Below are 20,842 nucleotides of genomic sequence, written 5' to 3' on the forward strand. Positions count from 1 at the left end.
AGCCGAATGCGTTGTACCAGATACACCGCAGCGGCTGGTTTTGGGGCTGCTTCGCAGCCCAGCGCGGGGCAAGCCCGCTCGCCACAGGAGAGTTCGTCAGTTTCTGAAAGTTGTGTAGATACCTATGCTGCGATAGCGGTACACCTGTCAGCCAAGAAGTGACTGAACCACCGCTTTCGCGAGCAAGTCGAATCGTCGCACCGCCGCTCCCACAGGGGATATCAGCGAAGCTGGGAATTGTGGCCATACCACCTATCAACAATGGCAGGGCAGCTGCGCCTCAGCGCTAGAGCAAAGGGCATGACGGTACCCACAAGACCTGCCCGTCGAAAGACACAGATCGCGCCCATTCCTGGGATACAGGGAGTTGCCTTTGGTATCCTGCCGGCGCGACCCACCAGGTGCCTGACCATGCGCATTGCTCCGTCCCATGTCCTCCACGAAACCGAACACTGGCTGCTCAATCATCACTTGGCCTCGGCCCTGCCCGGTTATTTGATGCTGGGGGCCAAGATGCCGATCAACTCACTGGCTGACCTGCCGGAAGCGGCCCTGGCGGAAATGGGGGGCCTACTGGCGAAAATCCAGCGGGTGATGGAAGTACAGCTCCAGCCCAAGTGGCTGTACATCAGCCGCTTTGGGCATATGCCCGGTTTCCCGTTGCACTTTCATTTGATCCCGGTCTATGACTGGGTCGAAACGCTGTTCTGGCAGGATGAGCGCTACCGGGTACTGCAAGATTTTGGCGCCGGCAGCAACACGCAGGCGTTGACGGATGGGGCCGAACTCACGCTGTTTATCTGGCGCGAATTCGGTGAGAACCCGACGCCCCCCGCCACTGCCGGGCTTTCGGTGCCGACCGTGATCGAACGCCTGCGTGCGGCGTTCAAACAGACAGGCGCTTGACCATCGGGATACACGCCAGGTCCAGCCCCGTAGGCGAATGATAGATGGACTGCTCGCTGCCTTCATAACCACGGCGGCGGTAGAAATCAGCGGCATTTAGCGTCGCATCCAGCACCACCTCCTCAATCCCCAACGCCAACGCCACTTGCTCCAGGTGCTCCAGCATCTGCCCGCCAATCCCGCGTCCGATAAAACCGGGCAGTACAAACAGCGCACCGACTTCCCGATGGTCCGGGTCGAGCATGCCGGTGGCGACCGGCTCACCCTCGACGCACCCCAGGTAGAACGGCTTGGCCATCAGCGCGGTATAGCCGTCCTCGGCCGCGCCACGGGTCCAGGTCAGCATCTGCTCGGCGGTGTAGGCACCGATGCATTGGCTGCGGATCGCTTGCAGGCGGATCTCGAAGGCGATGGGGCCGTCGTCGTCGGTGGCGCGTCTGATTTGTAGCATTCGAATCTCCCTGAATTAACCCTGTTTACCGTGACCTCAAGGTGCCATTAGCACACTTGTGCTAATCGACCCCGCAGGCGCCCGGCGCTATATTCGCCGGCACCCCAATGCTCCCCGCCAGCACGTCGAACTCGCCGTGCAAGGGATCGTTGTGCGTGTAAAAAACCAAAACAACCCCAAGGAAGAAGCGCCATGAAACTCCACTCCCCTGTTACCCGCCTTGCCCTGCTGGGCGCCCTGCTGATCGGCGTTGCCGGTTGCAGCAATATCAAACCCACCGAAGACCATCTCAAGACGCTCTCGGAAACCAATCTGGGTGAGCCGGTCAAGCGTGTTTCCAATGTACGCAGTGACTCCATGACCACCTATTACATCGCCAGCACCGCTTCCGGTGACTACAACTGCTCGGTGCCCAGCGGTGCCAGCGGCGGGATGTTTGCCGTGGCCAGCTTCGGCATGATGAAACCGGCTGCCTACTGCCAACCCAAGGGCGCCCGGGGTAACGGGTTGACGCCGTTTAACCAGTAACCGGCCCCTGGCTGAGCTCGCGCAGGGTGCCCCGTAGTTCAGCGGGGCGCACTGGCTTGGACAAAATGGCGATTTGCCGGTCGTGCAGGGCTGCCTGGATCCTCTCCACATCATGCCCGGTCAGAATCAGCGCCGGCACCGCCACGCCGCGCTGTGCGCGCAGCTGGTCGATGCACTCGATACCGGTGGCGTGGTTGCCCAGGTCATAGTCGGCGACGATGATGTCGCAATCGCTGACCAGGTTATGCCCGCTCGACTCCGCCTGCACCTCGCAGCCCCACCGTTCCAGCAATGCCTGGGTGGCCAGCAGCACGTTATGGTCATCTTCCACCAGGCACACTTTCAAACCGGTCAGCAGCCCCGCCTGGCGTGCATCGTCGCGCACCACGGGTTGCTGGGGCGCGGTCGCCAGGGGCAGGCCGCGCAGGCTGACCGAGGTGCCACGGCCCACCCGTGAGCGCAGCCCTACGTCCATGTCCATCAACAGCCCCAGGCGCTTGACGATGGACAAACCCAGGCCGACGCCTTCAACGTCTTTGTCGCGCAGGTGGCGGACGCGGTAGAACTCCTCGAACACCCGGGGCAGATGCTCCTGCGCAATCCCCCGCCCCTGGTCGTGAATCTCCACCATCAGCCCCCCGCCGCGCCGGCGCACGCCGACCAGCACCGGGCGCTGGCCGCCGTACTTGAAGCAGTTGGAGAGCACGTTCTGCACCATGGTGGCCAACAATGCCGGATCAACCCGCACCCAATGGGCGCAAGGACGCAGGCGCAGTTCTACCCCGGCCCAACGGGCGGCTTCGGCGTTCTGGCGTAGCAACTCGGCCAGCCACTCGCCCAGGTGAACAACCTGGTACTTGGGGAGCAAGCGGCCGTTGTCCAGGGTGTAGAGATCGAGAATGGAGCGGAACAATTGCGAGACGTTAAGCAGCGAACGGTCGATATTATCCACCAGCCGCCGTTCTTCATCGCCCAGCCGTGCTTCACGCAGGCACGCGGTGAACAGGCCGATGGAGTGAATGGGTTGGCGCAAATCATGGCTGGCCTGGGCCAGGAAGCGCGACTTTTCCAGGTTGGCGGCGATGGCTTCTTCGGACGCCTTGCGCGTGCGCTCCAGCAGCAGGTGGGCGTAGACCGGGATCACCGTACTGGTGATCATCAGCATCAGCACCATAAAGGGTTGCGCCTGCCACAACGGTGTCAGCCAATACACGATCAGCAGCGCCAGCAACGCCAGGCCCGTGGCAATCGCCAGGTAGCGCGAGCCATAGCGCATGCCGTTGCCAAGGTTGACCCAGACCATCACCGCATACAGCGGCAACGCCGCCTCACCGCCGATCACCAGGCCGAACGAGGTGCCGGTGTAGTCGTGGATCATCCCGAAAATCCGCCGCGCCGGGTAATGCCCGGGCCAGCGCGCGATCACCTGACGCAGCACAATCGAGGCCAGCAGGAACAGGCCGATATAGATCATCACCGGCACATAATGCGCCACCGATTGCCCCGGCAAAAAACCCAGCAGGCCGATGTACACCATGGCGCAGGCGGCTACCACAATACGCAGGTTGGCTTGATCCAGTTCGGCGTCTTTCACGAACTTCATGGGCAACGTCCTTGTACGGTCATCGTCATATCGGCGCGCCCGGCAGGCAGACGCCGAGCAGAGTGTTAAAGTACCACGCCACAGGACGACCTGGCCCCAGGGAGGAGCACCCCATGACATGCCGCATCATCATCGCCGACGATCATCCAATGTTTCGCGAAGGCATGCTGCGCACGGTGCAACGCCTGCTGCCCGAGGCCTGTGTAGAACAGGCCGGCGACCTGGACACGGTGCTGCACATGCTCAAGAGCGGCAGCGACGTCGACACGCTGATCCTCGACCTGCGCTTCCCCGGCCTGACCTGCATCAGCCAGTTGGGCGAACTGCGCCAGCAACTGCGGCGCACCACATTGATCGTGGTGTCGATGGTCGATGACCCGCTGTTGATCGAACAGGTGATGGCGATGGGGGCCGATGGCTTTATCGGGAAGAACATCGCCCCCGAAGAGATCGGCCAAGCCCTGCTCGCCATCCGCCAGGGCGAGGTGCTGGTCAAGTTCGCACCTTCGGGGCTGTTGCCCCTGGACACCAACACCCTGACTGCACGCCAGCAGGAAGTGTTGCGGCTGATCGCTCAAGGCAAGACCAACAAGGAAATCGCCAAGGCCCTGGATATTTCGCCGTTTACCGTGCGCATCCATGTGTCCGGGTTGCTGAGAAGCCTTAACGTGCCATCGCGGGCAGCGGCAGCCGTCAAATACACCTCGCCCTTGTAGGAGCCGGCTTGCCGGCGATGGGCATAGGTATCTACAAAATCCAAGCAGATAAGGCTGTTGTGGCGAGCGGGCTTGTCGGAACGCCGCATCGCCCGCGTTGGGCTGCGAAGCAGCCCCAGAACCAGCCACTACGGAGTATCTGATACACCGCATTCGGCTTACTGGGCTGCTTCGCAGCCCAACGCGGGCGATGCGGCGTTCCGACAAGCCCTCTCGCCACGGGGTACTTCGTGAGTTCTGAAAATTGTGTAGAGGTCTATGCCCATCGCCGGCAAGCCGGCTCCTACAGGGGTGGGTTTTGTTTGTGGGATTTTCGTCAGCGGCCCTACCCCGCTATCATGCTGCCCCTCGCTCAACCGCCCAGGAACCGCCATGCCCGCCCTCACCCTACGCAACGCCACCCCGGCAGATGCCGCTCGCTGCTATGAGATCGAAATCAGCGCCTACGAAGGTGACGAAGCCGCGACCCTGGAGAAGATCACCACGCGCATCGCCCTGTACCCGCAAGGTTTCCTGATCCTGGAAGTGGACGGTCAGGTGGTGGGCTTTATCAACGGCGGTTGCGCCCATGACGTGGTGATGTCGGATGAAGCCTTCAAGGAATTGGTAGGGCACGCGGCAGATGCGCCAAATGTTGTGATCATGTCGGTAGTGGTGGACCCTGCGCACCAGGGCAAGGGCTACGCCACGCAATTGATGACGGCCTTTGTGCAGCGCATGCGCGGGATGGGCAAGCAGACCATCCACCTGATGTGCAAGGAACAGCATGTGCCGCTGTACACACGCATGGGCTACCAGTATGTGCAGCCCTCGGCGTCAGATCACGGTGGGATGGCTTGGCATGAAATGGTGATGACGCTCTGAAACCGCAACGGGCTTCACCAACTCCCCGAAGCCCCGCCGCCACCGCTGGAGCCGCCGCCACCGGAAAACCCACCACCGGAACTTGAGCTGGAACTGGAACTTGAGCGGTCGCTGGAACCGCCGCTCGACCCGCCCGTCCCCTGGCCATAGATGAACAGCGCCGCAAACGAACTGATGGGCAAGGCGAACAACCAGCCATCAAGCCCCATCTCCAGCAGATACCCGGCCGCGCCATACACCCCCAGCACCACCACCGACTGTAGGCAAAACCCCGCCCGGCTGTTTTTCCAGGCGGCCTTCATCACCGCGAACAGGATCAAGTACAGGCCCAGCACCACCAGCCCAGCCATCGGCCAGCCCAGCCAGTTCATAAAGGACACTTCGGTCAGGTAGTGATCCACCAGTCCCAGGCCGATGCTGTAGGCCATCAGCGCCAGTACGCAATAAAACACCACCTTGGCCTGCCACAACGCGCCGAATATGGCCGCGCTGATCGACATGCAAAACGGCAGCGCCACGACATAGATAGGCCAGGACTTGCCATTGATCGCGGCCAGCGCCGTCAGCAGCACGGTCACTGCCAGGACGCCGATCAGGCCGCGTCGCCAATGCAGCTTGCCCGAGGCCAGCAACACCCCGCCGACGGCGCCGAGGATCAGGGCCAGCAAGACTGCGGCCTCATCCACCGTCTCCCGGGTCTCGTCCACTGCGGGCAGGTCGCCGCCCTCGACCAACACGCTCAGGGCATCCACGGCGTGTTGCACACCGGCGGCGTAATCGCCCTGGCGAAACGCCGGGGTCATTTGTTCCTCGATAATCCGGTGGCTCAACAGGTCCGTGACCAGCCCTTCCAGGCCATATCCGACTTCGATCCGCACCTTGCGGTCGTCTTTGATCACCAGCAGCAAAATACCGTCGTCGATGCCCTTGCGCCCCAGTTTCCAGGCGCGGAACAGCTCGGTGGTGAACGTTTCAAGGTCGGCGTCCGCCGTAGTCGGCAGCAACATCACGGCGATCTGCGCGCCCTTGCGCTGTTCGAGCTCCGCAAGCTGGTCGGTCAGGCGCTGCTGGGTCGAGCTGTCCAGGGTGTGGGTCAGGTCGATCACCCGCTGGTTCAGCGCCACGCTCGCCCATGGCGGCGGCGCCGTTTGCGCCAAAGCCAGCGCAGCCAACACCATGACCAGCAGGCCCAAGGCCGATTGCCGTAAAAACCGCGCCATACTGGATACCTGACGTTTCGTCCTGAAAGCGCCGACTTTACCCTATCAACGCTATACCTAGTGACCCCATGCGGATGACTCTCTAAACTGACGGCAAAACTTCATAGCAACACGCCACTACGAGCGCGCCCATGGACCTTCGACATCGCAACAACGTCAACGTAGTGGGCAATGGTTCCTCGACACTGGTGTTTTCCCATGGTTTTGGCTGTAACCAGGCCATGTGGAATTACCTGCTGCCCCATTTCGTCGAACGCTTTCGCGTGGTGCTGTATGACCTGGTAGGGGCCGGCCTGTCTGACCCGGCGGCCTACGACAAGGCAAAATACGCCACCCTGGATGGGTACGCCGCGGACCTGAATGAGATCATCGATGGGTTCGCCAGCGGCCCGGTGATCCTCGTAGGCCATTCGGTCAGCGCCATGATCGGCACCCTCGCCGACCGAGCCGCCCCGGGGCGCATCGCCGCCCATGTGATGATTGGCCCTTCCCCCAGCTATATCGATGCCGACGACTACGTGGGTGGGTTCAAGCCCGAAGATATCCAGTCGCTGCTCGACACCCTCGACAGCAACTACCTGGGTTGGTCCAGCACCATGGCTCCGGTGATCATGGGCGCGCCAGGGCAACCGGCCCTCAGTGAAGAACTGACCAACAGCTTCTGCCGCACCGAGCCCGAGATCGCCAAGCAGTTTGCGCGGGTGACGTTCTTGTCGGATAACCGCGCCGATATCGGTGGCCTCACCACCCCCACACTGATCCTGCAATCGACCGATGACCTGATCGCCCCGGTCTGCGTGGGCGAGTACCTGCACCGTGTGCTGCCCCACAGCCGCTATTGCCTGATCGACAATGTGGGCCATTGCCCGCATATGAGCGCGGCAGCGGCCTGCGCGGCCGCGATGGATAGCTTCCTGATGCCATGGACCGCTGCCCATGACCAGTGACACATTGCCCGATCCCCTGGCGCTGTTCGACGGCGCGGCCTGTGCGCTGGCCGTCAGCGCCGAAGACGGCACGCTCCTGCGGGTAAACCAGTGTTTCAGTGACTGGGTGGGCATGACGGCGGACGAACTGCACGGGCGACGTTTCCAGGACCTGCTGACCATGGGCGGGCGCATTTTTCATCAGACCCATCTTGCCCCGTTGATGCAGGTACAGGGCCGTGTCACCGAGGTCAAGCTCGACCTGCGCCATCGTGACGGCCACACCGTGACCGTCCTGCTCAATGCCATCAAGCGCGACCACCCCGACGGCGTGCGGCACGAACTGGCACTGTTCGGCACCACCGACCGCGACAAGTACGAACGCGAGCTGCTCAACGCACGCAAGTTGGCCGAAGCCCTGCTGCTGGAAAAAACCGCCGCCGAGACCGCGCTCCAGCAAGCCCAAGCCGAACTCAACGAGGCCTATATCAAGGCAAAGCGCCGGGCGCTGTTTGCCGAACAAATGGTCGCCATCGTCAGTCACGACCTGAAAAACCCGCTGACCGCGATCAAGATGGCCTCCGATTTCCTCGCCCGTGGTGAGCGCACCGCCAAGGAAACCCAATTGATTGGCCATATCGGTCAGTCATCGGAGCGCGCCCAACGGATGATCGCCGACCTGCTGGACTTCACCCAGGCACGGGTCGGCGTGGGCATCGCTGTCACCCCCGCTGCGCTGGACCTGCATGACGTAACCCGGCGCGCCGTGGACGAGCTGCGGGTGGCCTTTCCCCGCGCCACCCTGGTGCATCACACCGTGGGCCCTGCCGATACTTGCCTGGATGGCGACCGCCTGCAGCAAATCATCGGCAACCTGGTGGCCAATAGCGTGGCCTACGGCGACCTGCAACACCCCATCACCATAACCTCACGCCTGGGCGACGACGGGGCCAGCCTCTCGGTGCATAACCATGGGCCGGTGATTGCCGATGCGTTGATGAGCGTGCTGTTTGAGCCCATGACCCGAGGCACCGATCAGCACACCGATGTGCGCAGTGTCGGGCTGGGGCTGTTTATCGTGCGGGAAATTGCCAAGGCCCATGGCGGGGATGTCGTCGTCAGTTCCCAGGTGGGGAGTGGCACGATGTTTACGGCTTGCTTCCAGGCGCAGCATTGACGCTTCGAATAGCCACCCACTGAATTCGCTTCAACTGCCGCTGCGTATTGAAACAATACGCTTTGCTGTGAATTTCAAAATCCGCCTGTGTGCCCCGCCTTATTAACAGCGCATATCTCCCAAACACTTCGGACTTTCCTTATGCCGCCGATCAACGGGGCATATTAGTATTTTTTTACCGCTATCAGGCAGCGGTTAAATAAATCTAAAACGGAAGTCACATGCGATCAATAACAACATCCAGTGACAGCAACCCCAGTGCAAATAAAATCCATGCCAAGTTGACCGTAAGTCTTGCCGGCACACCGCAAGAAATACGTGAGGTACAACGTCTACGCCATAGAGTTTTCACTGAGACTTTCCAGCTTTCCGAACGGGTCAGCTGCCACGAACTTAACATCGATGAATTTGATGACTATTGTGACCACTTGATTGTGCGCGACGCCCAGACATCGTGTGTAGTGGGCGCCTATCGTTTGATGAGCCCGACAGTCGCGCAACGCATGGGACGATACTATTGCGAACAGGAATTTGACCTGAGTCGTCTAAATCATTTACGACCGCGCATTGCCGAAGCGGGACATGCCTGCGTCCACCCGGATTACCGTAGCGGCAGCGTCATCATGCTGTTGTGGAAGGGTTTGGCCATGTATATGCAGCGTGAACACTGCGATTATCTGGTGGGGTGCGCCAGCGTGAGCCTGGCGGATGGCGGCCACAATGCTGCGGCGCTGTATCAGGCGTTCACTGCACAAAGTTTTGCCCCAACCGACTATCGGGTGACGCCTTACAACCCATTTCCCGTGCATGTCCCTGCAACCGGACATGTTCCACAGATGCCGCCGCTGCTAAAAGGCTATTTGCGCTGCGGTGCTTGGGTAGGTGGTGAGCCGGCCCGGGATCCGGACTTCAATACAGCTGATTTCTTCATGTTGTTGCCGCTATCGAAGTTGGACGGCCGTTATGCGCGCCATTACTTAAAAGCAGATAACCCAACAACCCCCTCCTAAACCTTAAAGAAACCAACCGATATGTTTTTACACGAAGAAAGAAACACTGCCTTCGAGTGGATGCCGGAGATGGCAGCCGCTCTTGAAACTGCCTCACTTCTTGATCTGGAACGTGGCAACCCTCAGCAACTGGCCAACATGTTTCGAACATTCGGCCACCCCGCACTTACCATTGCCAAAGAACTGGGTGGCGCAGGTGCCAGCGCATCAAGCGTCGCGAAACTGCATACGTGGGTCGGCGCGCATTGCCCGTCCCTGGCAATCATGATGACCATGCATCACCACACCGTTGCCGGAATGATGGCCGCCAGGCAGTTCTTTCCTGATATTCAGGGGTTGTTGGGCTTGATTGCACGCGACAACTTATTAGTTGCCTCCGGGTTTGCCGAAGGACGCACGAATGCGCCTATCTTGGAATCAACAATGACCGTCGAAAAAACCCTCGGCGGCTACCTTGTCAACGGAAGCAAGAAACCGTGCACGATGACCCATCACTTCGACGTCATAACGTTTGGCGTCAGTTGCCTTGATCCTGAAGGCCGCGCCCAAATCGGCATCGGTGTGGGATTTGCCGATGATCCAAGCATTGAGCGCAAGAACTTCTGGGCTGTACCGCATTTGCAGGCGGCAGACAGCCATGAAGTTATTTTCAATAACTTGATGGTTCCCGAAGCCATGATGTGTTTCAGCGCCACCATCGATGATCAACTCGATGATGCTCAACAAGGAACGGGCAACCATTGGTTCGCCATCTGGTTTCAACTGCTGGTCAGCGCGTCCTACCTGGGAATGGCATCGGCGCTGGCATCACGTGCATTGGCTGGTAACAAAGGGTCGCAGGAGAATCGGGCGATGCTGCTCATCGACCTGCAGGGCGCCACCATGGCCTTGCGCGGTCTGGCGGCGTCGATTGACGACAATCGATTCTTGCGCCGTGATTTGGCGCACGCACAGGCAACCCGGTTTGCCATACAGGAGGCCGTGAACCGCATTAGCACGCATGCTTTCGAAATCCTGGGAGGAATGGCTTTCATGTCTTCAGAGGAGATCGCGTACCTGCTGGTTGCCACGCGCTTGCTGGCATTCCACCCGACCTCCAGGCTTGCCAGCACCGCGTTCCTGTGTGAACAACTGAGCTAAGGAGCCGCCTGCCAGAGCCGGGCCTGCGGCCAGCCCTCGACTGGTCTTATGGGTAACTCACCGTCACCAGGTAGGCCCCTGAGCGCAACGGTTTGCCCGCCGCATCGTTCAAGCGGTATTGCCGATCGAAGTAACGGCCATCGCCTGTGGTTTCAGTCACCAGCTTGACCTTCACTGGCGAGTGGTCCACAGCGCTGACCGTGCGAACCGGTTCGACGATATGGGCGCTGATATCACCTCCCGGTGCAAACATCGGGCAGCCACTCAATGCCAATGTCGAGCCAACTCCCCCGCCCGTACTGCACGTTGCCTCGACGATGCTGCCATGAAACTGGATGACACCTTGGGCCACGGTGGTTGCTGCTTGGCCACTGCCGCTGACGAGCGCGAAAAACAGGCTGATACCAACTGCCAAACCTTGACTGCTCATAGTGAACGCTCCTGGGTATGTACCCATCACGTCGGCAGGCCTGGTCAGTTTCTTGAGCAATTGAGAAATACCTGATGGTTATTTTCTCAAGGATGCCAACCGGGTCTCATATTGCGCAGATACCCGGCGGCTTTTAGGTGGGAGCGCCTACAGGACCGCGCCCAGCGCCTTCAACAACACCCCATCGCGGCTATAGATATCCGGCGCGTACAGCAACGCACCCTGGCTATCCACTTGCACTGTCCAGTAGCCCAGCAATACGGGCACCGGCGTGGCCAGGCGGAACTCATGGGTCACCCCGGTGGCCAGCAACTCCTCGGTACGCGCCTTTTCCGCCGGGTTCACCAGCAAATCACGCAGCAACATCGGCTGCTCCACCCGCACACACCCTGAGCTGAAGGCCCGTGGCCCCTTGCTGAACAACGGCTGGCTGGGCGTATCGTGCAGGTACACGGAGAACGGGTTGGGGAACCGCATGACAATCTTGCCCAGCGGGTTACGCGGGCCGGCGTCCTGGCGCAGGAGGATATTGCCGGGGTGCGACCAGTCCACTTCTTCGGGCGAGAGTGCGCGACCTTCACTGTCGAGCACCTTGAGGTTCTGCTGGCGCAAGTACTCCGGGTTCAGGCGAATGGCTGGCAGCTTGTCCTCGCGCATGATGGTCGGCGGGATCGTCCAGGTAGGGTTGAGGGTCAACCGCGTGATGCGCGATTTAAGCAGCGGCGTTTGCCGTTCGGCGCGGCCCACCTGCAAGCGCGTCTGCCACACGGGGACGCCGCCTTGGTAGACGCTCAACTGCGCAGCCGCGACGTTGACCAGAATGCCGTCTGGCTCCAGGTCCTGGGCCAACCAGCGGAAGCGTTCGAGATTGACCCGCAGTTGCTCGCGCCGCACCGCCGGGCTGACGTTGAGCTCGGCCACCGTCCCCGGGCCGATCACCCCATCGGCTTGCAGCGAATGGCTGGCCTGGAAGCGCTTCACTCCCTCGACCAACTCATTGGTGTATTGATTGCCCTTGGGCACGCTCGCCAGGTAGCCGCCACTGACCAGACGTGTGGCCAACGCCGGCACCCGTGGGTCGTCCCGGCCAGGGCGCAACAACGGGCCGTCTGCAATCACGCCCCATTGCGCCAAGGGTTGCAGGCGCTGGGTGGCGTAGGCTGCGCGCAGGCTGCGGTACAACTGGGCGCTGGGCCTGGCCTGGTCAAACGCCGCGGGCATGTCGGCAAGCCCGGCGCTGGCCAGTGCCAGCACGGCAAGGGCTGGGTCCTCGCTCGGCGGCTGGGAATGCCACAGCGGCTCGTAATGGGCCTGCTGCAAACGGCCGTAATGCAAGTCATGCAGGGCTTGCAGATAGTGCTGGGTGGTTTCGAATTCGGTACACAGCACATTGCCAGTGCTTGTCGCGTCGGGCAGCCGATAATGCGCCGGGTCAAGGCCGTCGTCGGCCAGCAACAGCAACTGCTCCTGCAACGCCTGCCGGCGACCATCCACCCTCCAGAGGGGCGTATTGCCTTGTTGCTGGTAAAAAGCCTGTAGCCGCAGCTCGGCTGGCGTATCCAACTGAGTGGCTAAACCGGGGCAGACGCTCGACAACTGCCCAAGTGCCAGCTGTACTGGGTTTGACGGCTCGAGCAGCGCTTCATCGGCCGTGGCGACCAATGGTGCTACGAGCAAGCAAAGGCTCAAGTAACATGCAGTTTTTTTGAACAATGGCTTAGCTCCAATCTACGGCGGAGATGCTCGATAAATGCTGAATATTGACTGCCGACTCGGCCTGATCGCCGCCGCCCTGGCCGCGTTTTGTACGGGTGCCTTCGCAGAGAATGCCAAACCTCATACCTTGTATAGCAGCCTGGCGCGCTCGGCTCCAGAACTCAATCCCGCAGTCCTCAAAAGCGCCCTCAGCGCCATGCAGTGTGCCGTCAATAATGGCCAGGAACGCTCCGAACGCCTGGCAGTGATCGACTATTCGCAACCTTCGACCGCCCGTCGCCTGTGGATTTTCGATCTGCGCCAAAAAAAGCTGGTACTGCGCGACCTGGTGGCCCACGGGCAAAAATCCGGGGAAAACTTCGCCACCCAATTCTCCAACAGTGAAGGCAGCCATCAATCCAGCCTTGGCCTGTTCCGCACCCAGGAAAGCTACCAAGGCGCCCACGGCTACTCGCTGCGCATGGACGGCCTGGAGCCGGGCTTCAATGACCTGGCCCGCGACCGCGCCATCGTGATCCATGCCGCCGACTATGTCAGCCCGTTGTGGAGCAAGCGTGAAGGCCGCATCGGCCGCAGCCAGGGCTGCCCCGCCGTGCGCCCGCAAGTGGCGCGCCAGGTGGTGGACAAGCTCAAGGATGGGCAGTTCATGTTCTCCTGGTACCCCGACCAACGCTGGCTCAAGTCCTCGGCCTACCTCAATTGCAAACCGCGCCAGATCGCCAGCGCCGGTTGAGGTAGTATCTGGAAGGCCGAGCCTGACCAGAGAGAGGACCTGAAATGCTTTTGCACCAGTCAACGTGGATCGAGATTGGCCAATTTCTCGACCGCAGCCGCACCGTGGTGATCCCCATTGGTTCCAACGAACAACATGGCCCCACGGGCCTGCTGGGCACCGATTGGATGTGCCCGGAAATCATTGCCCATCAAGCACAAAAAGACGCCGATATTCTGATCGGCCCGACATTCAATATCGGCATGGCCCAGCATCACCTCGGGTTCCCCGGCACCATCTCCCTGCGGCCGTCGACGTTTATCGCCGCCATTGGCGACTGGACCCGCTCCCTGGCGGCCCATGGCTTTGAGAAAATCCTGTTTCTCAATGGCCATGGCGGCAATATCGCCACCATCGAAGCCGCCTTTTCCGAGCTGTACGCCGAGGCCAGCTTCGCCCGCCGCCCCGCCGGCTTCGCCTTGAAACTGTGCAACTGGTGGGACTTGGAAGGCGTTGGCGAACTGGCACGCGCGCAGTTCCCGACCGGACATGGCACCCATGCCACCCCTTCGGAAATCGCGATTACCCAGTGGGCCTACCCGGACTCGATCAAGACGGCAGACTACTCGCCCCGGATTGCCCCCGCCGGCCCGATCCGCGAGGCCCAGGACTTTCGCGCCCGCCACCCGGATGGGCGCATGGGTTCCGACCCGGCTCTGGCAACACCAGAAAAAGGCGGTGAACTGGTGGCCCTGGCTGCCAAGGGCTTGGTAGCGGCGGTGCATGCCTTCAGCGGCGAAGCCATGCCTGACTGACGCCATCCCCTGTAGAAGCCGGCGTACATACAACAAAATCTATAAGAAGGACCTGTCCATGAAGCCCCATCAGAAGACTTTTGATCGCATCCGCAACGCTGTCCTGCCGGAGTTTCGCGAGCGCGTTGCCGACTATTTGGTGGAGTACGAAACCGTCCTCCAGGCCCCCGCTGTCGATACCCTTCAGGCCTGCGCCGCCGCCCAGCAGCTGCGCGGTTATCTGCGCGGTTTGAACACCACCCGGGTGCTGGGCATGGAAGACTGGGAAGACCTCGACCGCCGCGTCGCGCAGGAATGGCCGCTGGGCACTACAGCGCCGGGCGTGCCTGATTGACCCACGCCTGCACCGAAGGGCGCTGCCACTGACGCTGGGCGTACGCCACCAACGGCGCGGGCACTGGATCGCCGTTGAGGATCAGCCGGTTGAGCATCACGGCCAGGTCCACATCGGCAATCGACCATTGGCCAAACAGATAGTCATCCCCGGCGGCCAGCCAGTGCTGCGCAGCCGCAATCAGCTTGTCAGCCGCCACCTGGGCCTGGGTGGATAACGGGCCGTACTTGATCCCGCAAAACACCACCAGCGTGGAGCGCTCCTGGCGGATCGGCAGCAAGTCACTGCGCAACCACGCCTGGATCTGCCGCGCCCGCGCGCGTTGACGTGGCTCCGTGGGGTAAACCGGCACCTGGGGGAACACCTCGTCCAGGTACTCGGTAATTGCCGACGATTCGGACAAGGCAAACCCGCCCTGCTCCAGGGTCGGCACGCGCTGGGTCACAGACAACCCGGCAAACGCCGGGGCCTGCTGCTCCAGCGCATCAAGGTCGAGGGTGTGCACCTCGAACGGCAAGCCTTTTTCCTGCAGGGTCACAAACACCGACATCGCATACGGGCTAGTGAACTGGGCATCGACATACAAGCGCATCGGCAGGTTCGTCACGGCGGCATCTCCTTGGGTGGACAGCCACGCTACGAGATGTGCGGCGACAAATACAATGCAGCTTTTTTATGGGGGCATTCCTCGGCGGAATACGACCGGTTCCTACACCCTATCCGGAAAACCCACCGCCCTGAAGAAACGCCTCCTCTTCCTCAGTCGTCACCCGACCCAACGCTGCATTGCGATGGGGGAACCGGCCGAATCGCTCGATGATGTCGGCATGTTCCTTGGCCCAGTGGTAGGTATTGGCATCGAGTTGTTTGTTCAATGCCAGGGAACGCTGCTGGTCATCGGGTTGTTCTGAATGCTCGAAGGGCAAGTAGCAGAACGCGCGCAATGCCGGGTCGATCAGCCGGTCCATCCCCTCGTCGATCATACGTGCGGCGTACACCCTGGCCAGTGGATCGGTGGCAAACATATGGGCGGTGCCCCGGAAGGTATTGCGCGGGTATTGATCGAGCAGGATCAGCAACGCCAGCGCGCCTTCGGGTTCGTTCATCCAGTGCTCCAGTTCACCCCTGGCTGCCTGGAAATGGGCCTCATGGAAGCGTGCGCCGAACTCGGCATCGAACTGTGCATCTTTCTTGAACCAGCGTGCCGGGCCCGCCGCCATCCAGAATTGCACGACAGCTTTGAAATCAATCAGGGCGCTCATAAATGACTCCAGGGTCGTCAAGGTCTATGCCCTACCCTAGCATTTGCAGGGGGCGATTCCGACTCAGAACGCCACGACGGCCTCCAATGTTATAAGATAACCGACCTTTTTCCTTCCCACCGGCGACCTTGCACCATGACTGACGCTGTTCCCGCTGCCAACTCACGCCAACGCCTGCTTTCCATCGACGCCCTGCGCGGCCTGGTGATCCTGTTCATGTTGCTTGATCACGTGCGCGAAACGTTTCTGCTGCACCGGCAAGTCAGCGACCCGATGAACATCGACACTACGGAGCCGGCGTTGTTTATCAGCCGTACCCTGGCCCACTTGTGCGCGCCGGTATTTGTGTTGCTCACGGGCCTGTCAGCGTTTCTGTACGGCGAAAAATACCAGGGCCGCGGTGACGTCTCGGCGTTTTTGTTCAAGCGCGGGCTGTTTCTGGTGGTGCTGGAATTTACTCTGGTGAACTTCGCCTGGACCTTCCAACTGCCTCCCAGCGTCATCTATATGCAGGTGATCTGGGCCATCGGCGTGAGCATGATCGCCCTCGCCGTACTGGTGTGGTTGCCACGCCCGATGCTGATCGGCCTGGCACTGGTGATCATTGGCGGGCATAACTTGCTCGACGGCGTGCATTTCGCAGTGGGTTCGGCATTGCACATTCCCTGGGCGATCTTGCATGAACGTAGCTGGATCGAAGTGAGCGACACGCTGCGCTTGCGCACGACGTACCCGGTGCTGCCGTGGATCGGGGTGATTGCCCTGGGTTATGGCATCGGCCCGTGGTTTTGCGGCTCGATGGCGGCGGCGCGACGTCAGCGTTATCTGTTACTGGCCGGCGTTGGCGCGCTGGTAGGCTTTGGGGTGTTGCGCCTGATCAATGGCTATGGTGAGGCGCCATGGCAGATGTACGACAGCCAGGTGCAGACGCTGATGAGTTTCTTCAACATCACCAAATACCCACCTTCACTGCTGTTCCTCGCGCTGACATTGGGTGTGGGGCTGTTGTTGCTGCTGGGCTTCGAACGCGCCGGGCAACGTCGCTGGATCGGCACCCTGGCAGTGTTCGGCGCGGCACCGATGTTCTTTTATCTGCTGCATTTGTATGTGTTGAAAGTGCTGTATGTGATGGGCGTGGCCTTGTTTGGCCTGAACCAGGGGACGCATTTTGGCTTCGACAACGTGGCATCGGTGTGGCTGGTGGCGTTGCTGCTGCCCCTGGCGTTGTACCTGCCAGTGCGCTGGTTTGCCAGGCTCAAAGCCCGGCGGCGGGATATTGCGTGGCTCAAGTACCTGTGACCAAAGATGGTGACTGAACTACCGCTTTCGCGGGCAAGCCCGCTCCCACAGGGGGGCTTTGTTGGGCATAGAGTTTTGTGCCACACCACCATCAAATGTGGGAGCTGGCTTGCCTGCGATGGCGGTGCAACTGCCACCAACGAGGGTGACTGAACCACCGCTTTCGCGGGCAAGCCCGCTCCCACAGGGGATCTCGGGACGGCAGGGAGTTTTGCATACGCTGCAGAACAAAGGTGGGAGCTGGCTTGCCTGCGATGGCGGTGCAACTGCCACCAATCAGAGTGACTGAACCACCGCTTTCGCGGGCAAGTCGAATCGTCGCACCGCCGCTCCCACAGGGGATCTCGGGACGGCAGAGAATTTTGCATACGCTGCAACACAAAGGTGGGAGCTGGCTTGCCTGCGATGGCGGTGCAACTGCCACCAACGAGGGTGACTGAACCACCGCTTTCGCGGGCAAGCCCGCTCCCACAGAGGGCTTGGGGTTAGCTGCTGCTATGCCAGTTCGGCGCGCAGTTGCCGTGCAGCGGCGACCATATGAATCAGCGCCGCCTCCGTCTCTGGCCAGGCGCGGGTCTTCAGGCCGCAGTCGGGGTTGACCCACAGTCGTTCGGCCGGGATGCGCTGGGCAGCCTTGCGCAGCAGGTTGGCCATTTCCGAGGCGTCCGGTACCCGTGGCGAGTGGATGTCGTAGACGCCCGGGCCAATGTCATTCGGGTAAGCGAAGGCTTCGAACGCGTCCAACAATTCCATATCCGAACGCGAAGTCTCGATGGTAATCACATCGGCATCCATCGCCGCGATGGACTCGATCACGTCGTTGAATTCGCTGTAGCACATATGGGTGTGGATCTGGGTTTCATCCCGCACTCCAGAGGCGCACAGGCGGAAGACTTCGGTCGCCCAGTCCAGGTAGTGTTGCCACTGCGCCCGGCGCAGGGGCAAGCCTTCGCGGAACGCCGCTTCATCAATCTGAACGATCTTGATACCCGCCGCTTCCAGGTCCAGCACTTCGTCACGAATCGCCAACGCCAGTTGCCGGGCCTGCACTTCGCGGCTCACGTCCTCCCGCGGGAATGACCACATCAGCATGGTCACAGGGCCAGTCAGCATGCCTTTCATCACCTTGTCGGTCAGGCCTTGGGCGTAGCGGATCCACTCCACCGTCATGGCTTTCGGACGGCTCAGGTCGCCGAAGATCACCGCCGGTTTCACACAGCGCGAACCGTAGCTCTGCACCCAGCCAAAGCGGGTGAACACATAGCCATCCAGTTGCTCGGCAAAATATTCCACCATGTCGTTACGTTCGGCCTCACCGTGCACCAGCACGTCCAGGCCGAGGTTTTCCTGCACTTCAACGGCGTGTTTGATCTCGCTGTGCATCGCTTCGACATATTCAGCCTCGCTCAACTTGCCGGCCTTGAACGACTGGCGCGCCAGGCGGATCGACGCGGTCTGCGGGAACGAACCAATGGTGGTGGTCGGAAACAACGGCAGGTCGAGGCCGGCGCGCTGCTTGGCGATACGCTGGGCAAACAGCGACTGGCGTTGGCTGTCTTGGGCGGTGATGGCCGCAACACGCGCTTGTACAGCCGGTTTGTGGATCCGTGGCGAAGCCGCACGCGCTGCCTGCACGGCACGGCTTTGGGCCAAGGCCGCCACGACGTTCGCGGCTTCTGGCTGGTTGATAGCCTGGGCCAGCACGGCCACTTCTGCGCACTTCTGCACGGCGAAGGCCAGCCAGCTCTTCAGCTCGGCGTCGAGCTTGTCTTCACGCCCCAGGTCAACCGGGCTATGCAGCAACGAGCAGGAAGGCGCGACCCACAAGCGGTCACCCAGGCGTTCATGGGCATGCCGCAAGGTGGCCAGGGCATTTTCCAGGTCGCAGCGCCAGACATTACGCCCGTTGACTACGCCTAGGGACAGCACCTTATAAGCCGGCAGGCGATCGAGAATCGTCGGGTACTGTTCAGGTGCACGCACCAGGTCAATGTGCAGGCCATCGACCGGCAAGTTGGCCGCCAGGCCGAGGTTTTCTTCCAGGCCGCCAAAGTAAGTGGCCACCAGTTTCTTCAGGGGGTCACGCTGGATCAGGTTGTAGGCGCGTTCAAACGCATTTTTCCAGTCCTGGGGCAAATCGAGCACCAGGATCGGCTCATCAATCTGCACCCACTCCACGCCCAGGTCCGCCAGGCGCTGGAAGATCTGGCCGTACAGCGGCAGCAAGCGGTCGAGCAGATCGAGCTTATCGAAGTCCGCGCCCTTGGCCTTGCCCAGCCACAGGTAAGTCAGCGGCCCGATCACTACCGGCTTGACGGTGTGCCCCAGGTCGCGGGCTTCTTTGACTTCGTCGAACAGTTGATCCCAGCCCAGATGGAACTGCTGGTCAGCGCTGAATTCGGGCACCAGGTAGTGGTAGTTGGTATCGAACCACTTGGTCATTTCCTGGGCGTGGGCCCCGCCGCAGCAACTGTCGCTGACACCACGGGCCATGGCAAACAGGGTGTGCAAGGTGGCATGGCCGTCGGCCGGGCGAAAACGCTCGGGAATCACCCCGAACATCAGTGAGTGCGTCAGCACCTGGTCGTACCAGGCAAAATCGCCGGCGGGCAACAACTCGATGCCGGCCTGTTTCTGCAGGTCCCAGTGGCTCTTGCGCAACTCACGGCCTACAGCGCGCAGGCCGGCTTCGTCCAGTTCGCCCTTCCAAAACGCTTCCTGCGCTTTTTTCAGTTCACGATCGCGTCCAATGCGCGGAAATCCAAGGGAATGAGCGACTGCCATGACAAAAAACTCCAATGTGTGGGTATGGGAGCTATTGTCGGTAGCGCGGCATCATGAGACAAACTCGTTTTATTGCAGATGATCAAGAATTTTGCTCATGATCGAGGTGCCGTTGTCGGGTGCGCGAAACGAAAGTCCCACCAATTGGATGAGGTCGGCTTTTTCTCGACCACGGGTGGATAGAGCGAGCGGGCAAATTTGATGTCGCCTTCGGATAGCACGTTGTTGTCCTGGATGGCGTTTCCATCGTTGAGCCAAGATGAAGAGAAGCCATAATGCATGACGGACTTACGATCATAATCAGACGAAATAACATCTGAATCCAATATCTCAAAATTCCGTTTTACTTCCTCCGCCCCTCCTTTATCTACATAGGCCTTGTTAATTTCCGACCAATTAATATCTAAATCACGGTTTTTGTGTTGGTGTTCATGTTGCAGACCCAAAGCATGACCGAACTCATGCAGCACCGTACCGGCGTTGAAATCATTGAGCCCGCCCTTGAAGCCAATAACCATTGTCGGTTTTTCGGCCGGTGCCCGCAGCGCCCGGGTGCCTATGTATGAACTGCCGCCGTCAATCCCATTATCTGCGGCAATCCTGATATCTGCGTCGGGATCACTGGTGAACTCAAAACTCAAATTGACATGAGGAGCCCATTTGTTGATGTGGGTCTTTGTAAATTCTTCTTGCTCTTTGGTCATGCCCGTCATGGAAATTCTTATTATTGACTGTTGCGGCCATAACGCACTTTTAGTGGAAACCCCACGTTTGTTTCTGGAAAGTGCGGATGCATCCATGTTGCCCGTTGTATCGGGGCTATCGTTGGGTGTGTAGCACGGTAGAAAAGCACTTGAATGAGCATTCGGATTAATTGTCACAGTAACGACTCCTTGAGCAGATACATTTTCTGTTAACCGGTGTAGGTGTTAAGGAGTGGAGTTGACTG

The 20,842-nt window shown here is 60.4% G+C and carries 21 protein-coding genes; 12 read left to right on the forward strand and 9 right to left on the reverse strand.

The window, feature by feature from the left end; translation table 11 throughout:
• Positions 1–411: 411 nt before the first annotated feature.
• Positions 412–906 carry an HIT family protein gene (locus FIV38_RS27125; RefSeq protein WP_029292893.1) on the forward strand — a complete coding sequence of 165 codons (495 nt, stop codon included), beginning with the start codon at positions 412–414 and terminating at the stop codon, positions 904–906.
• On the opposite strand, the gene FIV38_RS27130 is transcribed toward FIV38_RS27125, so the two are convergent.
• Positions 887–1,357, reverse strand: coding sequence for a GNAT family N-acetyltransferase (locus tag FIV38_RS27130; RefSeq protein WP_092235711.1), 471 nt, complete (start codon positions 1,355–1,357; stop codon positions 887–889). The genes FIV38_RS27125 and FIV38_RS27130 overlap by 20 nt on opposite strands.
• Before the next feature lie 192 nt (positions 1,358–1,549).
• Between FIV38_RS27130 and FIV38_RS27135 the strand changes: the two genes are divergently transcribed.
• The gene (locus FIV38_RS27135; RefSeq protein WP_029292897.1) at positions 1,550–1,885 is read left to right on the forward strand and encodes a hypothetical protein; all 336 of its coding nucleotides are present in this window, start codon (positions 1,550–1,552) and stop codon (positions 1,883–1,885) included.
• Here the strand turns inward: FIV38_RS27135 and FIV38_RS27140 are convergent.
• Positions 1,875–3,488, reverse strand: coding sequence for an ATP-binding response regulator (locus FIV38_RS27140; RefSeq protein WP_070996380.1), 1,614 nt, complete (start codon positions 3,486–3,488; stop codon positions 1,875–1,877). The two genes, FIV38_RS27135 and FIV38_RS27140, sit on opposite strands and share 11 nt — an antisense overlap.
• A gap of 113 nt (positions 3,489–3,601) precedes the next feature.
• Here FIV38_RS27140 and FIV38_RS27145 point away from each other — a divergent pair, with 113 nt between their 5' ends.
• Together FIV38_RS27145 and FIV38_RS27150 are read left to right on the forward strand one after the other, a co-directional pair.
• Positions 3,602–4,204 (forward strand): LuxR C-terminal-related transcriptional regulator, encoded by a 603-nt coding sequence (locus FIV38_RS27145; RefSeq protein ID WP_029292902.1) that lies wholly within the window; start codon positions 3,602–3,604, stop codon positions 4,202–4,204.
• A 372-nt stretch (positions 4,205–4,576) separates the two neighbouring features.
• Positions 4,577–5,068: a GNAT family N-acetyltransferase gene (locus FIV38_RS27150; protein ID WP_092235708.1), complete on the forward strand. Its 492-nt coding sequence runs from the start codon at positions 4,577–4,579 to the stop codon at positions 5,066–5,068.
• Between the two features lie 14 nt (positions 5,069–5,082).
• On the opposite strand, the gene FIV38_RS27155 is transcribed toward FIV38_RS27150, so the two are convergent.
• Positions 5,083–6,288, reverse strand: a complete 1,206-nt coding sequence (locus FIV38_RS27155) for a TPM domain-containing protein (protein ID WP_092235705.1) — start codon at positions 6,286–6,288, stop codon at positions 5,083–5,085.
• A gap of 131 nt (positions 6,289–6,419) precedes the next feature.
• Between FIV38_RS27155 and FIV38_RS27160 the strand changes: the two genes are divergently transcribed.
• The 4 genes from FIV38_RS27160 to FIV38_RS27175 all read left to right on the forward strand — a co-directional run bounded on the left by FIV38_RS27160 (position 6,420) and on the right by FIV38_RS27175 (position 10,541).
• Positions 6,420–7,235 (forward strand): alpha/beta fold hydrolase, encoded by an 816-nt coding sequence (locus FIV38_RS27160; protein ID WP_092235702.1) that lies wholly within the window; start codon positions 6,420–6,422, stop codon positions 7,233–7,235.
• Positions 7,225–8,391: a PAS domain-containing sensor histidine kinase gene (locus FIV38_RS27165; RefSeq protein WP_092235700.1), complete on the forward strand. Its 1,167-nt coding sequence runs from the start codon at positions 7,225–7,227 to the stop codon at positions 8,389–8,391. Before FIV38_RS27160 ends, FIV38_RS27165 begins: the two co-directional genes overlap by 11 nt.
• A 221-nt stretch (positions 8,392–8,612) precedes the next feature.
• The gene (locus tag FIV38_RS27170) at positions 8,613–9,401 is read left to right on the forward strand and encodes a GNAT family N-acetyltransferase (RefSeq protein ID WP_092235698.1); all 789 of its coding nucleotides are present in this window, start codon (positions 8,613–8,615) and stop codon (positions 9,399–9,401) included.
• 21 nt (positions 9,402–9,422) lie between these two features.
• Entirely contained in the window at positions 9,423–10,541 is a 1,119-nt protein-coding gene (locus tag FIV38_RS27175) for an acyl-CoA dehydrogenase family protein (RefSeq protein ID WP_092235695.1), read from the forward strand.
• A gap of 46 nt (positions 10,542–10,587) precedes the next feature.
• Here the strand turns inward: FIV38_RS27175 and FIV38_RS27180 are convergent, their stop codons facing one another.
• Both FIV38_RS27180 and FIV38_RS27185 read right to left on the reverse strand, forming a co-directional pair.
• Positions 10,588–10,971, reverse strand: coding sequence for a hypothetical protein (locus FIV38_RS27180; RefSeq protein ID WP_092235692.1), 384 nt, complete (start codon positions 10,969–10,971; stop codon positions 10,588–10,590).
• A gap of 147 nt (positions 10,972–11,118) precedes the next feature.
• Positions 11,119–12,684: a L,D-transpeptidase family protein gene (locus FIV38_RS27185; RefSeq protein ID WP_092235689.1), complete on the reverse strand. Its 1,566-nt coding sequence runs from the start codon at positions 12,682–12,684 to the stop codon at positions 11,119–11,121.
• Between the two features lie 37 nt (positions 12,685–12,721).
• Between FIV38_RS27185 and FIV38_RS27190 the strand changes: the two genes are divergently transcribed.
• From FIV38_RS27190 to FIV38_RS27200, 3 genes are read left to right on the forward strand one after another with little or no spacing between them, the layout of a single operon-like run.
• On the forward strand, positions 12,722–13,420 hold the full coding sequence (locus FIV38_RS27190) for a murein L,D-transpeptidase catalytic domain family protein (protein ID WP_029292921.1): 699 nt from the start codon (positions 12,722–12,724) through the stop codon (positions 13,418–13,420).
• 44 nt (positions 13,421–13,464) lie between these two features.
• Complete coding sequence (locus FIV38_RS27195) at positions 13,465–14,214, forward strand: creatininase family protein (RefSeq protein WP_029292922.1); 750 nt, start codon at positions 13,465–13,467, stop codon at positions 14,212–14,214.
• Between the two features lie 58 nt (positions 14,215–14,272).
• Positions 14,273–14,548, forward strand: coding sequence for a hypothetical protein (locus FIV38_RS27200; RefSeq protein WP_070996374.1), 276 nt, complete (start codon positions 14,273–14,275; stop codon positions 14,546–14,548).
• Here FIV38_RS27200 and yfcF read toward each other — a convergent pair.
• Together yfcF and FIV38_RS27210 are read right to left on the reverse strand one after the other, a co-directional pair.
• Positions 14,523–15,140, reverse strand: a complete 618-nt coding sequence (yfcF, locus tag FIV38_RS27205) for a glutathione transferase (protein ID WP_186352432.1) — start codon at positions 15,138–15,140, stop codon at positions 14,523–14,525. The genes FIV38_RS27200 and yfcF overlap by 26 nt on opposite strands.
• A gap of 124 nt (positions 15,141–15,264) precedes the next feature.
• Positions 15,265–15,810, reverse strand: a complete 546-nt coding sequence (locus tag FIV38_RS27210; protein ID WP_092235683.1) for a DUF924 family protein — start codon at positions 15,808–15,810, stop codon at positions 15,265–15,267.
• A gap of 135 nt (positions 15,811–15,945) precedes the next feature.
• On the opposite strand from FIV38_RS27210, the gene FIV38_RS27215 reads away from it, so the two are divergent.
• Entirely contained in the window at positions 15,946–17,109 is a 1,164-nt protein-coding gene (locus tag FIV38_RS27215; RefSeq protein WP_029292929.1) for an acetyltransferase domain-containing protein, read from the forward strand.
• Positions 17,110–17,604: 495 nt separating this feature from the next.
• Here the strand turns inward: FIV38_RS27215 and metE are convergent, their stop codons facing one another.
• Together metE and FIV38_RS27230 are read right to left on the reverse strand one after the other, a co-directional pair.
• Positions 17,605–19,893, reverse strand: a complete 2,289-nt coding sequence (gene metE / locus FIV38_RS27225) for a 5-methyltetrahydropteroyltriglutamate--homocysteine S-methyltransferase (RefSeq protein WP_092235679.1) — start codon at positions 19,891–19,893, stop codon at positions 17,605–17,607.
• A gap of 95 nt (positions 19,894–19,988) precedes the next feature.
• Positions 19,989–20,774 carry a M12 family metallopeptidase gene (locus tag FIV38_RS27230; RefSeq protein WP_139273570.1) on the reverse strand — a complete coding sequence of 262 codons (786 nt, stop codon included), beginning with the start codon at positions 20,772–20,774 and terminating at the stop codon, positions 19,989–19,991.
• Positions 20,775–20,842 lie beyond the last annotated feature (68 nt).

The sequence above is a fragment of the Pseudomonas proteolytica genome, assembly GCF_007858275.1.
Lineage (GTDB): Bacteria > Pseudomonadota > Gammaproteobacteria > Pseudomonadales > Pseudomonadaceae > Aquipseudomonas > Aquipseudomonas proteolytica.